12 protein-coding genes are annotated in these 14,194 nt (G+C 64.8%); 5 read left to right on the top strand and 7 right to left on the bottom strand.

Annotated elements, in window-relative coordinates; translation table 11 throughout:
• Positions 1 to 59 precede the first annotated feature (59 nt).
• From J7S20_RS10005 to J7S20_RS09995, 3 genes are all read left to right on the top strand, one after another.
• Positions 60 to 1,256, top strand: coding sequence for an acetyl-CoA C-acyltransferase (locus J7S20_RS10005; protein WP_284054094.1), 1,197 nt, complete (start codon positions 60 to 62; stop codon positions 1,254 to 1,256).
• A 46-nt stretch (positions 1,257 to 1,302) separates the two neighbouring features.
• Complete coding sequence (locus J7S20_RS10000) at positions 1,303 to 2,091, top strand: SDR family NAD(P)-dependent oxidoreductase (protein ID WP_284054093.1); 789 nt, start codon at positions 1,303 to 1,305, stop codon at positions 2,089 to 2,091.
• Between the two features lie 219 nt (positions 2,092 to 2,310).
• Positions 2,311 to 3,447, top strand: coding sequence for a glycoside hydrolase family 43 protein (locus J7S20_RS09995; RefSeq protein WP_284054092.1), 1,137 nt, complete (start codon positions 2,311 to 2,313; stop codon positions 3,445 to 3,447).
• Positions 3,448 to 3,474: 27 nt separating this feature from the next.
• Here J7S20_RS09995 and J7S20_RS09990 read toward each other — a convergent pair whose 3' ends face one another.
• The 5 genes from J7S20_RS09990 to J7S20_RS09970 all read right to left on the bottom strand — a co-directional run bounded on the left by J7S20_RS09990 (position 3,475) and on the right by J7S20_RS09970 (position 8,044).
• Positions 3,475 to 4,524 (bottom strand): glycoside hydrolase family 43 protein, encoded by a 1,050-nt coding sequence (locus J7S20_RS09990; protein ID WP_347709230.1) that lies wholly within the window; start codon positions 4,522 to 4,524, stop codon positions 3,475 to 3,477.
• A 71-nt stretch (positions 4,525 to 4,595) separates the two neighbouring features.
• Positions 4,596 to 5,537, bottom strand: a complete 942-nt coding sequence (locus J7S20_RS09985; RefSeq protein WP_284054091.1) for a Gfo/Idh/MocA family protein — start codon at positions 5,535 to 5,537, stop codon at positions 4,596 to 4,598.
• Positions 5,534 to 6,526: an AraD1 family protein gene (gene araD1, locus J7S20_RS09980; protein ID WP_284054090.1), complete on the bottom strand. Its 993-nt coding sequence runs from the start codon at positions 6,524 to 6,526 to the stop codon at positions 5,534 to 5,536. Before araD1 ends, J7S20_RS09985 begins: the two co-directional genes overlap by 4 nt.
• The gene (locus tag J7S20_RS09975; protein WP_284054089.1) at positions 6,523 to 7,164 is read right to left on the bottom strand and encodes a 2-dehydro-3-deoxy-6-phosphogalactonate aldolase; all 642 of its coding nucleotides are present in this window, start codon (positions 7,162 to 7,164) and stop codon (positions 6,523 to 6,525) included. Before J7S20_RS09975 ends, araD1 begins: the two co-directional genes overlap by 4 nt.
• The gene (locus tag J7S20_RS09970) at positions 7,157 to 8,044 is read right to left on the bottom strand and encodes a 2-dehydro-3-deoxygalactonokinase (protein WP_284054088.1); all 888 of its coding nucleotides are present in this window, start codon (positions 8,042 to 8,044) and stop codon (positions 7,157 to 7,159) included. The genes J7S20_RS09975 and J7S20_RS09970 overlap by 8 nt, the downstream gene beginning before the upstream one ends.
• A gap of 285 nt (positions 8,045 to 8,329) precedes the next feature.
• Here J7S20_RS09970 and J7S20_RS09965 point away from each other — a divergent pair, with 285 nt between their 5' ends.
• On the top strand, positions 8,330 to 9,196 hold the full coding sequence (locus J7S20_RS09965) for an SMP-30/gluconolactonase/LRE family protein (RefSeq protein WP_284054087.1): 867 nt from the start codon (positions 8,330 to 8,332) through the stop codon (positions 9,194 to 9,196).
• Positions 9,197 to 9,220: 24 nt separating this feature from the next.
• Here J7S20_RS09965 and J7S20_RS09960 read toward each other — a convergent pair whose 3' ends face one another.
• Both J7S20_RS09960 and J7S20_RS09955 read right to left on the bottom strand, forming a co-directional pair.
• Positions 9,221 to 11,572, bottom strand: coding sequence for a glycoside hydrolase family 127 protein (locus J7S20_RS09960; protein ID WP_284054086.1), 2,352 nt, complete (start codon positions 11,570 to 11,572; stop codon positions 9,221 to 9,223).
• A complete protein-coding gene (locus J7S20_RS09955; protein WP_284054085.1) occupies positions 11,572 to 12,909 on the bottom strand; it encodes a sugar MFS transporter in 1,338 nt (445 codons plus the stop codon). Before J7S20_RS09955 ends, J7S20_RS09960 begins: the two co-directional genes overlap by 1 nt.
• Positions 12,910 to 13,048: 139 nt before the next feature.
• Between J7S20_RS09955 and J7S20_RS09950 the strand changes: the two genes are divergently transcribed.
• Complete coding sequence (locus tag J7S20_RS09950; RefSeq protein WP_284054084.1) at positions 13,049 to 14,194, top strand: aldose epimerase family protein; 1,146 nt, start codon at positions 13,049 to 13,051, stop codon at positions 14,192 to 14,194.

The raw sequence follows: 14,194 nt of genomic DNA, 5'->3' as shown, positions 1-14,194 counted from the left end.
GCGCCGCACGGTCCATCAACCATACCCGATATTCAAAAACGCTCCGGAGAGGATCAGTCATGCGCGAAGCCGCCATCGTTTCGACCGCCCGTACCGGTATCGGCAAGGCCTATCGCGGCTATTTCAACGATACCGAGGCGCCGGTGCTCGCCGGCCACGTCATGAACGCCGCGGTCGAGCGCGCGGGGATCGATCCTGCGCGGATCGACGATGTGTTCTGGGGCGTCGGAAACCAGTGGGGGACGACGGGCGGCAATGCCGGTCGGATGGCGATCTTCGCCGGCGGGCTGCCGAAATCGGTTCCGGCGTTCACGCTCGACCGTAAATGCGGGTCGGGGCTGACGGCGGTGGCGCTCGCGGCGCGGTCGATCATGTGCGACGAGGTCGATGTGGCGCTTGCCGGCGGGATGGAGTCGATCAGCTTTACCGTGACGAAGGATGCGCCGCGCTATCCGAACAAATCGGTGCTGGAAAAGGAACCGGCGGCTTATATCCCGATGATCGAAACTGCCGAGATCGTCGCCGAACGCTACGGCATCTCGCGCGAGCGCCAGGATGAGTTCGGCGCGATGAGCCAGCAGCGCGCGGCGGCCGGGGTGGAAAACGGCGCCTTTGCCGAAGAGATCGCGCCGATCACGGTCGAAAAGGCGATCTATGACAAACAAGGCAACCGCACCGGCACCGAAACCGTCACCGTGACGCAGGACGAAGGTATCCGGCCCGGTACGACGGCGGAGGTGCTGTCGGGACTGAAGACGGTCTGGAAGGACGGCCAGTTCGTCAAGGAAGGTCATAATGTGACCGCGGGCAATGCCAGCCAGCTATCGGACGGCGCGGCGGCGCAGATCGTCATGGACCGCAAGACCGCAGAGGCCGAGGGCAAGGAAATCCTCGGCATCTATCGTGGGTTTCAGGCGGCCGGATGCGATCCCGACGAGATGGGAATCGGCCCGGTTTTCGCGGTGCCGAAGCTGCTTGACCGCGCAGGCCTTTCGGTCGGCGATATCGGCCTGTGGGAAATCAATGAGGCGTTTGCCAGCCAGTGCCTCTATTGCCGGGACACGCTGGGCATCGATCCCGAAAAGCTGAACGTCGATGGCGGCGCGATCGCCGTTGGCCATCCGTTCGGCATGACCGGCAGCAGGCTGGTCGGTCATGCGCTGATCGCGGCGCGCAAGCGCGGCGTGCGCTGGGCGGTCGTGTCGATGTGCACCGCCGGTGGCATGGGCGCGGCGGGGCTGTTCGAGATCGTCTGACCGGCCTAGGGTCGAGATCGGGATCGGCCAATAGAGAGGTGCGCCAATGTCTGCCAGGGGAACCGCGCTCGTCACAGGCGCATCGGCGGGGCTGGGGACGCATTTCGCCCGCGCGCTGGCTGGCGAAGGGTATGACCTGATCGTCACCGCGCGCCGTGCCGACCGGCTCGAGACGCTGGCCGCGGAGCTGCGCGAGCGCCATGGGCGCACGGTGACGGTGCTTCCCGCCGATCTCGCTTCCCCCGGCGCGCCGGAAGCGTTGATGGCCGCTGTCGGCGAACGCGGATTGGCGGTCAACATGCTGGTCAACAATGCCGGGTTCGGCGCCAATGGCGCATTCGCCGATCAGGACCGCGAGATGCTGGCGCGCATGGTCGATCTCAACTGCCGCGCGCTGATGGAGCTTTGCCATGCGGTGTTGCCGGGGATGGTCCAGATGCGAGCGGGCGCGATCCTGAACGTAGCGTCGACCGCCGCCTTTCAGCCCGGTCCGTGGATGAGCGTCTATTACGCGTCCAAGGCGTTCGTCCTCAGCTTTTCCGAAGGGCTGCACGAAGAGGTGAAGGCGCACGGTGTTCGGGTGTCGGCGCTGTGCCCCGGCCCGGTGCGCACCGAATTCGCCGAGGTCGCCGATATGGGCGATTCGGAACTGTTCAAGCGCTTCGCCGCCGAACCCGAACAGGTGGTGCGCGACGGACTGAACGCGCTCGCCGCGAACGATGCGGTGCGGATATCGGGAATGCGCAACCGGCTGATGGCGGCATCGGTACGCGTCTCGCCGCGCGGCATGGTGCGCCGCCTCGTCGGCAATTTGCAGAAGACTCGCGGCACGTGATTGCCCGTGAGGGCCGGATAAGGTCGGACTTGATGATATCAATCAACGAGAATCGGCTCTCGACTTTGCCGGTCCATCGACGTTTTGCGCGCACGACAGGCGCACAAGGGGTCTCGCATCCGCCAGCGGAATAGTCTGACCAAATCCGGCCGCCGGGTTGCTGCGGTCGCTATGCTGCGGCATGGTCGGGCAAGGTTGGAATGTGGGAGCGGGAACGACATGACGGTGAGGCGGGGCTCGATCATCGGCGCCATTTTGGCGGCGAGCATGTTGCCGACCGCTTGTGCGATGCCGCAACAGCCGCTCGCCGAGGCTGCGGCGCCGCAACAGCTTGCGATCGTGCCGTCGCTTGCCGCACAGCCGCAGCTCAGCGTTCCGCCAAAGGCACGGCGATCGGACTATCTGCTCGTCTATTTCAAGGACGAGACGCACTCGCTTTATTTCGCGACATCGCGCGACGGGTACAGCTTCAGCGACGTGAATGACGGTCAGCCGGTGCTGTCGGGACGCGGCATCGCCGAGCAGAAGGGCGTGCGCGACCCGCATATCGCGCGCGGGCCCGATGGGGCGTTCTATCTGGCGATGACCGACCTCAATATCTTCGGCAAGCGCGACGGGACGCGCGATACCGAGTGGCAGCGGCCCGGCGAGAAATATGGCTGGGGCAACAACCGCAAGCTCGTGCTGATGAAATCCTATGACCTGCTGCACTGGACGCATGCGGAGGTCGACATTCCGGCGACTTTTCCCGCCTATGCCGATGCCGGCAGCGCCTGGGCGCCCGAGACGATCTACGACCCCGATTCCGGCAGGATGATGGTCTATTTCACGACGCGGCACGGGAATGGGCCGAACTTCCTCGTCTATTCCTACGCCAACAAGGACTTCACGAAGCTGGTGACGTCGCCCAAACGGCTGTTCCGCTATCCCGATCCGAAGGTGACCACGATCGACGGCGACATCACCAGGGTCGGCGACGAATATCATCTGTTCTATGTCGCGCACGCCGACCCACTGCGTATCTCGCAGGGGGTCTCGCACGACATCAACAGCGGCTATTCGTTCGATCCCGCCAAGGTCGATCCCGAACCGAAGGCGGCGGAGGCGCCCAATCTGTGGCGCCGCCACGGAACCGATACCTATTTGCTGATGTACGACGTGTACGGCGCTTCGCCCAACAATATGGGCTTTGCCGAGACGACCGATTTCAAGACGTTCAGGCCGATCGGCCATTTCAACGAGCCGGGTTCGCCGATGAAGGCGACGAACTTTTCGTCACCCAAGCACGGCGCGGTGATCGCGATCAGCCCGGTCGAGGCGAAGCGGCTGGCGCGTTATTTCGCGCCGCGCGGCTGATGGCGGAGCCGCGCGGCGCGGTTGGGATCAGTCGAGCGGCATCGGCCCGTTGGCGACCGGTTCACCGAAATAGGGCGTTCCGTCCTCGCGGTAATGGATCAGCTGCACGCGCGCGTGCCGATTGGGGTCGAACAGCGGATCGCCCTTGATCTCCTTGTAGTCGCGACCGTGATAGACGATCAGATCGCGGCCCTTTTCATCGACCACGAAGCTGTTGTGTCCGGGGCCGTAGACATGGTGCGCTTCGGACGTCGCGAAGACCGGCATCGGCGACTTCACCCATTTTCCCGCGTCCATCAGATCGACATCGTCGGGCGCGCTCAGCATGCCGACGCAGTAGCGTGCATCGGTCGCGCTGGCCGAATAGGTGATGAAGACCTTGCCGTTGCGGGCGAGGAAATAGGGGCCTTCATTGACCTTGAACCCGCGCCGTTCCCAGGGAAGGTTGGGCATCGACAGGCGCGTCGGTTTCGCCGCAAGCGTCGTCGGCGTGGCGAGCGGGGCCAGGTAGAGGTTGCTGTTGGTCTCTATCCCCGGCTCCTGCTGCGCCCAGCAGACATAGCGCTGGCCCTTGTGTTCGAAGCTGGTGCAATCGAGCGTGAACGTATCCCACGGCGTTTCGAGCTGGCCGAGCAGCGACCAGTTGGCGCGCATCGGATCGGGACCGTCGGCCTGCAGCACATAGGTGCGGATGTGGAATGGCTCGTCGCCATTGCCGGCGGCGAAATATACGTGCCAGCGACCATCGAAGAAATGCACCTCCGGCGCCCAGATATAGCCCGCCATCCGGCCGCTTTCGGGACGGTGCCAAAGAACCTTTTCCTGCGCATCTGCGAGCCCCGCGACCGTTTTCGAGCTGCGCAGCACGATGCGGTCGTACTCGGGGACCGACCCGGTGAAGTAGAAGATGTCGTCATGGCGGTAGATTTGCGGGTCCGCGCGCTGACGGATCAGCGGATTGACGATCCGCTCGTCATGTTCATGCGCGCGAGCGGCGCGCGGCAGCGTGGACAATAGCGGCAGTGCGGCGCCGGCGGACAACATCGTCCGGCGCAGGGGATCGATACGTTCAGCCATGTCGGTCTCTCCTCGATCAATATCATTGTGTTGTGAACGCTGGTCCGCCCTCCAGCAGGGCGGAGCCGCGCCTACTCGATGAATTCCTCTACGCTGTTGTGCTTGCCGCGCAGGAACGCGTCGGCGACGAGGCGCAAGGGGCTGAGGTCGACATCCGATACGCCTGCGCGGATGATCGCAGCGAAACGACGATAAAGCCCCGGATATTCGCCGTGCAGCGCCTCTGCCGGTTGGCGCTGCTCGTTGCCGTCGATGGTCAGCACACTGCCGCCCTTGGCGAGCTTGAGCGTTCCGGCATCGGTTTCGACGATGATGTCCCAGCTCTGCGGACCTTCCTGCCGGAAATCGAGGTCCATCGAGATCGGCGTTCCCTTCGCACCGCGAAAGTCGATCCGCGCGGCGATCGGCGCGGCACAATTCGACGGCACGTCGAGATCGGCCGTTTCGACGAAGAAGGGGTCGGGCAGAATGCGCGTTGCGATCGACAGCGCGTTGATGCCGGGGTCGAACACGCCGAACCCGCCCGGCTCCCAGATCCAGTGCTGGCCGGGGTGCCACACGCGGACATCCTCGCGCCAGATGATGGTGACCTTGCGAATGTCGCGGTTGGCAAGCCAGTCGCGTGCCGGTTCGACCGCTTCGGCATAGCGCGAGTGCCAGCTTGCGAACAGGCTGACGCCCTTTTCATCGGCAAGGTCGCGCAGCGCCACGACCTCGGCCAGCGTCGCGCCGGGCGGCTTTTCGAGGAAGGTGTGCCAGCCGTTTTCGATCGCGGTCTCGGCGATGGTGCGGCGGACCTGCGGCGGCGTGCAGAGCGCAACCGCATCGACCTCGACATCGCTCGCGGCGAGTTCGTCGATATTGTTGAAGAAGGGCTTGCCGTCGACCGCCTCGCCGTGGCGGCTGACGGTCGCGACAAGCTCGAAACTCTTGCCCGCGGCGATGGCGGGAAGGTGCTGGTCATGGGCGATCTTGCCCATGCCGACGACTGCGAGGCGAATCGGAGCGGTCATAGTGCGCGCACCTCCACCGTATCGGCTGCCGCAAAGGCGAGCGGGTTGGTCAGCGGCAGCGTGAACGGCGCCGCTTCGATCTCGAACCGATCGCCAGCGCGCGTTTCGACGCTATCGGCGCACGACAGCGTGGCGGTGCCGAAGAAATGAACGTGCACATCGCCGGGGCGCCGGAAATTGGGGTATTTGAAGTGATGCGCTTCCAGATTGGCAAGCGTGTGCGACATATTGTCCTCTCCGGTCAGAAACGGTTTTTCCCACAATATCTCGCCGTCGCGACGGATGCGGCTGGTGCCGCGAATGTCCGACGGCGGCGTACCGAGCAGCAGTTCGGGGCCGAGCGCCGCCTGGCGCAGCTTGGAATGGGCGAGCCACAGATAATTGTGCCGTTCGGTCACATGGTCGCTGAATTCATTGGCCAGCGCGACGCCCAACCGCCACGGCGTGCCATCCTTGCCGATCAGGTAGATGCCCGCGAGTTCGGGTTCCTCGCCGCCGTCACCGGCAAAGGCGGGTGCGGTCAGCGGCGCCCCGGGGCCGACCAGCGCCTGGCCGTCGCCCTTGTAGAACCATTCGGGCTGTTGCCCGACCTCGCCAGGGGCGGGCTTCCCGCCTTCGACCCCTTCGAGGAACATGCGCATCGAATCGGTCTGATGCTCGGCCTCGGCCGCCGCCTTGTGCATCGCGTCGCGTCCTTCGGCCGAACCGAGATGCGTCAGCCCAGTACCGGCAAGCAATATCCGCGCGGTGTCGGGATGGTCGATCGCCGGCAGCAGGCGGCCCGCGGCAAGCTCGGCAGCCGGATCGACGGTTTCGGACGATTTGCGCGCTTGCGCGGCTTCGGCGAGCGACTGGCCCGCGTCGATCGCGATGCGGGCGAGGTCTAGCGTGGTTTCGACATCGTTCAGGAAGACGGCGTCGTCGCCGTCGGCGAATATGACGCGGCGGCGCCCGTCATCGGCGCGGTGCTGGATCAGCCGCTGGCTCATTGGTGGATCTCCCGATAGGCATTGACGAAGGCGGCGGCATCGCGGGCGACGTCGCTCGCCGATTTTCCGGCGCGGTAGAGGCTGGAGCCGATGCCGAAGCCATCGGCGCCCGCAGCTTTCCACGGCGCCATATTGTCCGGCGCGATCCCGCCCACGGCGAGCACGCGCGTATCGCCGGGCAGCACAGCACGGTGCGCCTTCAGCGTGGCGGGGCCGGCACCGTCGGCGGGAAACAGTTTCAGCCCGTGCGCCCCGGCGGCAAGTGCCGCGAACGCCTCGCTCGCGGTGAAATAGCCGGGCAGCGAAATCATCCCGCGCTTCGCGGTGTCGCGAATGACGGTGGCGTCGGTGTTCGGCGATACGATCAAACTGCCGCCGGCATCGGCCACGCGCGCGACCTGATCGGTATCCAGCACCGTGCCGGCGCCGACCATCGCGCGGTCCTGCAACCGCTCCGCGAGCAGCGCGATGCTGTCATAGGGCGAGGGAGAATTGAGCGGCACCTCGATCAGCGTAAAACCCGCCTCGACCAGCGCGTCGCCGATCCGGGGCGCTTCCCCGGGTGTCAGTCCGCGCAGAATGGCGACGAGCGGGCACTGCGCGAATGCCTGGTCGAAACGGGTGATATTGTCAGTCATCGGCAAGCTTCCAGATCTTGTGAATGCCGGCGGCGAAGGCGGCGTGGCTGTCGATCGCGACGGAGGTTCCGCCGCGCCATTCGATCGCGCTCGCATATAGCGTAGCGAGCGAGCCGGTGGCGAGCAGATGAACACAGCGTCCGGCAAGGTCGCCGCGTGAACCGATATCGGCGCCGATCAGCAGCCCGCTGGCAAAGGCCGCGGCATCGTCGGCGGCGAGTTTTTCAAGCAGCACCGCGGCACGCACTTCGAACAGCGCAACGGTCAGATCGGTTGCGCCGGCCCCGCGCGCGAGGCCTTCGCGAAAGGCGCGTCCGTCCTCGACCGTGCCGTCGAGCATGCCCGCAAGGATGCCGTGCTGTTTCAGCAGTGCGAACAACTCGCCCGTCAGCACGGTGGCGAATTCGACGATGCGGGCACCGTGCGTCGCGATCCACTTGTTGTGCGTGCCCGGCTGGCAGAACAACGCGTCGGCGGGGGCCTGACCGCTTTCGATCGCGCCGAACACCTGTACCTCTTCGCCGCGCATCACGTCGGCGCGGTGCGCATCCTGAAAGGCGATGCCGGGGACGATAGAGACCCGTTCCGCGGGGGCGCCCGCCAGCGCGCCTGCAAGCGCCGCGGCATCGGCGGGGGCGGATATATAGGGAATGTCGATCCAGCCGCGGGTCGAGCCGACCATGCCGGCGGCTATTATGGGCAGCGCGCCGTGCCGGCTGCGGATCGAATCGATTTCCCGGCCATACTCATCCCGCCGGACGGCCAGGATACCGCGGTCGTCGCGGACGGTGTCGAGCACGTCGCCATCGGCCGTCATCCGGAAGATGCGGCGGTTGGTCGTGCCCCAGTCGATCGCGATATAGGCCGCCGATTTCGGCAAGCGCCTCTCCCTATGATATGGTTATTTGTCGGACAATAAATCCGAAAGTTCGGCTGTCAAGCGCGTTTGCGGTCGATCGGCGGGTGGCCGGACGGTCACGACGTCTGCCGGACGCACCGAATCCGCGCTGCGATGTTCGTCGGACGTAGCGCGCAATTGCGCTTGCTGCTTCGCCTCCGACATGACATTCCCTCGCCCAATATTGTCTGACGTAACCGCCGCTATAGGCAGCGCGCCGCGTGGCGACAACCGCCGCACGCGCCGAAGATGATCGAGGGAGAGACGATGACCGTAAACACTGTCTGGCAGGTCGGTGCGACGCTTGGCGAAGGCCCGGTCTGGGATGCCGGCAATGCGTGCCTGTGGTTCGTCGATATCAAGGGGCGCAAGGTCCATCGCCTCGATCCCGCGACAGGCGACCGGCGAAGCTGGGATGCTCCGGCGCAGATCGGCTGGGTGCTTCCGGCAGAGGGTGGCTGCCTGCTCGCGGGAATGCAGACGGGACTATCGCGGTTCGACCCCGAAAGCGGCACCTTCTCACACCTTGTCGAGGTCGAGCCTAACCGTCCGGGCAACCGCCTCAACGATGCGACGGTCGGGCCCGACGGCACCGTCTGGTTCGGCTCGATGGACGATGCCGAAACCGACGCGACCGGTCATGTCTATCGGTGGGATGGTGCAACCGTCATCCAAACCGCGATTCCGGCGGTGATGATAACCAACGGCCCGGCGCTGACGCCCGACGGGCAGAAGCTCTACCATGTCGATACCGCCGGCGGCATCATTCATGCGGTGCCGGTCGCGCCCGACGGATCGACCGGTACGCCGGCCGAATTCGCGCGAATCGCGCCGGCCGACGGCAATCCCGATGGCCCGACCGTCGATTCGCAGGGCAATGTCTGGGTCGGGCTGTGGGGCGGCGGTCGCGCGCGCTGTTATGCGCCCGATGGTACGTTGCGCAGCGAAGTGGCGCTGCCTGCATCGAATGTCACCAAGATCGCGCTCGGCGGCCCCGATCTGAAGACGGCGTATGCAACGACGGCGCGTATCGGCCTCGACGCGCAGACGCTCGAGCGCGAGCCGCTGGCGGGATCGGTATTTTCCTTCGCGGTCGATGTCGCCGGACAGGAAGTGCCGCTCGCCAGACTATAGCGCCGCAGCGCGCGTTGCGCCGCGTCAGACGGTCGGAGCCGATCCGCTCGTCGGGGCGGTCAGGACGCGCATTTCATAGATCAACGCCTGATCCTTGAGCGCGGTGATCGCGATCTTCGCCTTGGCCTTGCCCTGCTCGCCGGTGTCCGGAAGCGCGAAATCGAGCGTCACGAACCGGTCGCCCGGCGATGCCTTGGGCCAGCTTTGTTCAAGCGTCGTCCCATCGACCGAGATGGCGAAGGGTTTGCCCGCGTCGCCATTCCATATCGTGACGCGCAGCACCGCCGGGCCGGGCTTGCGATCCATCGTCATGGTCATGGTCGAACCCGGCGGCAGGCGACGCGCGGCGCGCCCGTTCCAGTTGACCACCTCGCTCTTGCCGGGACCGAATGCGTGGTCGCGCTCGGGCTGCATTTCGCCGAGCAGCAGGATATCGACGGTGCGCCGCGCAAGTTCGCGCGCCTCGGCCTGGGCGCGGATATAGTCGTCGCGCTTCGCAGCCCAGCCGGCGGGCGTGAAGCTCGGGAAATAGACCGCGGTTCGCGTGTCATATTGCGAAAAGAACGGCTTGAAGCTGATCGCTTCGCCCATCGCGCCTTTTGCCGTGAAATGTGCCGGCGTGGCGGTCGGTGCGAGTGCGGCGGGAGAGACGGCGCCTTCGGCCACCAGCGCCGGGCCGAGCCCTTCATAAGGCTGCGACGTCGGACCGAGATCGGCCGCGAGCACGAGCGGTCCGTGCGTGAAGGCAACCACGTTCGGGTCGTCGGGCGTCGGTTCGACCGCCAGTGTCATCGGCAGCGTCAGCGCGATCGTGTCGCCGCTGCGCCAGACCCGGTCGATCATGGCATAGCCGTTGCGCATTTCGGGCTGTACCGGCGTTCCATTGACCTTCAGCGTCGGATTCTGCGCCCAACCCGGCATCCTGAGCGCGATCATGTGTCGCTTGGCCGGCGCGCGGCGAACGGTGATCGTTGCGTCGCCCTCGATCGGCATCGTCGTGTCGAGCGTCAACGCAAGATCGTGTTCGGGCCAGTCGAGTTCGGAAGGGATGTAGAGATTGACGTAGAGCGTCGACGGGTCGCTCCAGTATATCGAATTGGCGTGCTTCGAATGGCTTTCCATGCCCGATCCGACGCAGCACCAGAAGCTGTCCTCGGGCTCCGAATAGATCCGCCGCGCGCCCGATGCTAGCGGCATGAAATAGACGAAGCGGCCATTGTCGGGGCGCTGGTGCGCCAGCATGTGGTTGAGCTGGACGCGTTCGTAGAAATCGAACCAGTGCGCATGCGGCTGCCAGCGATAGAGGTGCCGCGTCAGCTTCAGCATGTTGTAGCTGTTGCACGCCTCGCACGTCGCCTCGGTAATGCGGTTCGACAGCTTGTCGGGCGGGCCGAAATGCTCATGCTCCGAATTGCCGCCGATGACGTAGCTGTGATGATGCGTGACGGTGTCGTGGAAGAAGCTCGCCGCGGTGCCGTAGCGCTGCTTGTCGGTCAGCTCGTAGAGCCGTGCGAGCCCGACGAGCTTGGGGATCTGGGTGTTGGCGTGGAGCCCGTCGAGCTGGTCCTTGCGCGCCGCGAGCGGATCGAGCACCGCCTTGTGGTAGATCTTTTCCGCCATGCGCAGCCAGCGCGGATTGCCGGTCAGGGCATAGGTGTTGGCATAGGATTCGTTCAGCCCGCCATGTTCGGCAGCGAGCACCTTCTGCATCTGCGCATCGTCGAGCGGTTCGAGCACGCCGGCGAGATAGCCCGCTACGCCGAGCAGGATCGGCTTGGCGCGGGGATTGCCCGCCAGATTGTGCGCATCGAGCAGCCCGGCATGGATCTTGTGCCAGACATAGAGTGGGACCCAGCCGCCATTGAGGTCGAACCCGCTCGACCAGATCTTGCCCCGGCGGATTTCCTCGAAAACGATCTTGCCGTCGACGGTCTTGCCGTCGCGCTCGACCGTGGTGCCGCCGAGATAGCCGTCGCCATGCGCGGCCTGGATGCGCGCCATTTCGGACAGCGCATGGTCGAGCTTGGCGGCAACTTCCTTGTCGCCGGTATTGGCGACGACCAGCGAACAGGCCGACAGCCAATGGCCGAGCGAATGCCCGGCAATGCCCTGCGATTCCCATCCGCCATAGACCGGCTTTGGCGCGGGGAGGCCGGCCGAGAGGTAGAAATTGTGCAGGAAGCGCTCGGGATCGAGCGAAAGCAGATAGCGCCGGTTGGCCGCGAACGCATCGGCGAAGGGCGAAGGCTTGAGCGCGACCTTGCCGATGGGAACCGGCGAGACTTCTTCCCCGGAAGCCGGCCGGGCCAGCGCGAAGGCCGGCCCGGCAAGCACAAGCGCACTCGCGCCGGCGAGAAGTTCGCGGCGCGAAACCATTATTCGGGCATCCCGGCCGGTGCCTGCGCCTCATCCTCCTCGGGCATCGAGAGCGGCTCGGTCACCTTCGAGCCCCACACCGCATAGAACAGGACATAGAGCTCGCACGCGGCGGTCAGCAGGAACGAGGTCTGAAGCCCGTAGGTGTCGGCGAGCCAGCCCTGAACGACGACAAGCGCACCGCCCGCGATCGCCATGATGAGCAGTCCCGATCCTTCTTCAGTCAGCGGCCCGAGGCCGCGAATGCCGAGCGTGAAGATCGTTGGGAACATGATCGAGTGGAAGAAGCCGACAAGGATCAGCGCCCACATCGCGACATGTCCGGTGGTGAAGGTCGTGATCAGCATCACGACGAAGGCGCCGACCGAAAATGCCGCGAGGACGGTTTCAGCCGGAATCTTCTGCATGATCGCCGATCCGAGGAAACGGCCAACCATCATGCCGCCCCACAACAGCGTCAGATACCAGCCCGCGCTCTCGCTCGTCATATTGCCGATATCGGGGCGGCTGACGAAGCTGACGAACAGGTTGGCGACGCCGATTTCGGCGATCAGGTAAATGAAGATCGCGGGAACGCCGAATACCAGATTGCGGTGCTTCCACAGCGAATGCTTCTTGCGTTCTTCCTTCGCCACGCGGCTTGTCGCCGAACCCATGGCGGGAAGCGGGAAACGCGCGATGATGAGCGCAAGCACGACGAGCACCGCCGCGACGATGATATAGGGCAGGATGACGGTGTGCGCGTCTGCGAGCCGTTCGGCCTGGGTCAGCACCGTACCGGCGGCGGCGGTGCCGCTCTTCGACCGGCCGAGAATCAGATAGGCGCCGAACATCGGGGCGAGCCAGGTGCCCATCGAGTTCATCGCCTGCACCAAGTTGAGGCGCGACGAGGCGGTTTCGGGCGGGCCGATCACCGCGACATACGGGTTGGCAGCCACCTGCAGCAGCGTAATACCGCTGGCGATGATGAAGAGCATGACAAGCGTCACGCCATAGGAGGGAATGCTCGCCGCAAGCACCATTCCCAGCGCGCCCGCCGCCATCGTGAGCAGGCCGATGACCAGCGATTTCTGATATCCGACACGTTCGATCAGCTTTGCCGAGGGGATCGAGGCGACGAAATAGGCGATGAACCAGACCGATTCGATCAGCGTCGTCTGCGTATAATTCAGGTCGAACACGCTTTTCAGATGCGGCAGCAGCGTGTTGTTGATGACGGTGATGAAGCCCCACATGAAGAACAGGCTGGCGAGCAGCACCAGTGCGGGGACATAGGTCGCGGACGGCCGCTTCCGAGATTCGGGGGATTGTGTCGCAGTACCGGTCGGTCCGGGCATATCGCTCTCCATATCGCGCCCCGTTTCGGCTGATTTCCGGCAGGAGCGTCTTGCGGAACTTTGATATGTCTGACTATATGGATGGCATGAAGTGGTCAACGCGGAATTGTCGCGCAATGCCGCAAGGGGAGGATTTGTCATGTTTCAATATGCTGTCTGTGCCGGAATCGCTGTCGCCGCGGCGCTGGGTTCGGTCGTGACCGCGCATGCCGCAACCGCCGAGCGTTCGCACTTCGGTACGCTGGACGACGGTACGCAGATCGATGCGGTGACGCTGACCGGCAAGAACGGTGTCAGCGCGACGATCATTTCCTATGGCGCGACGCTTCAGGCGTTCAACGTTCCGGATCGCGACGGCAATATCGCCGATATCGAACTCGGCTACGACACGATCGAAGGATATGAGGACAACCCCAATTACTGGGGCGCGACGATCGGTCGCTATGCCAATCGCATCGCCGGCGGCAAGTTCACGCTCGACGGCAAGACCTATCAGCTTCCGCTCAACGACAATGGCGTCAACTCGCTGCATGGCGGGTCGAAGGGCTGGGACCGGCTGCCGTGGAAGATCGTGTCGGTCAAGCAGGGCAAGTTCGCGTCGGTGACGATGGAACTGGTCAGCCCGACGGGTGACGAGGGCTATCCCGGCACCGTTCATGCCACCGCGACCTACACGCTCGACGATAACGGCCAGCTCACCATCGATTACGACGCGACGACCGATGCGCCGACGGTCATCAACATGACCAATCACGCGATCGTGAATCTGGAGGGCGAGGGTGCCGAGCGCGGCGTGCTGCGACACAAGCTGACCATTCCCGCGAGCCACTTCACCCCGGTCAACGCGAATCTGATCCCGACCGGCGAGCTGCGCCCGGTCGCGGGCACCGTTTTCGACTTCACCAAGGGACGCGTGATCGGCGAAGGCATCCGCGACGGCAACGACCAGCAGATCATCTATGGCCGGGGCTACGACCATAATTTCGCGCTCGACGCCGGTACGACCAAGGAGCCCAAGCTCGCCGCCCGGCTGGAGGATCCCGATTCTGGCCGTGTTCTCGAAGTTCTGACCACCGAGCCGGGGCTTCAGGTCTATACCGGAAACTTCCTCGACGGCACCTTCATCGGCAAGTCGAAGCATGTCTATCGCATGGGCGACGGCATCGCGCTCGAACCGCAGCGTTTCCCCGACACGCCCAACCAGCCCGCTTTCGGTTCCGCCCGTCTGGAACCCGGCAAGCCCTATCACCATCGCATGATCTTCCGCGTGTCGACCACGCGGTGA

Origin of the sequence: Stakelama marina (genome assembly GCF_018122655.1) — a bacterium.
GTDB classification, from domain to species: domain Bacteria; phylum Pseudomonadota; class Alphaproteobacteria; order Sphingomonadales; family Sphingomonadaceae; genus Sphingomonas; species Sphingomonas marina.
The sequence above is the reverse complement of the archived record's forward strand: the minus strand, read 5'-3'. Positions and strand labels throughout refer to the sequence as shown.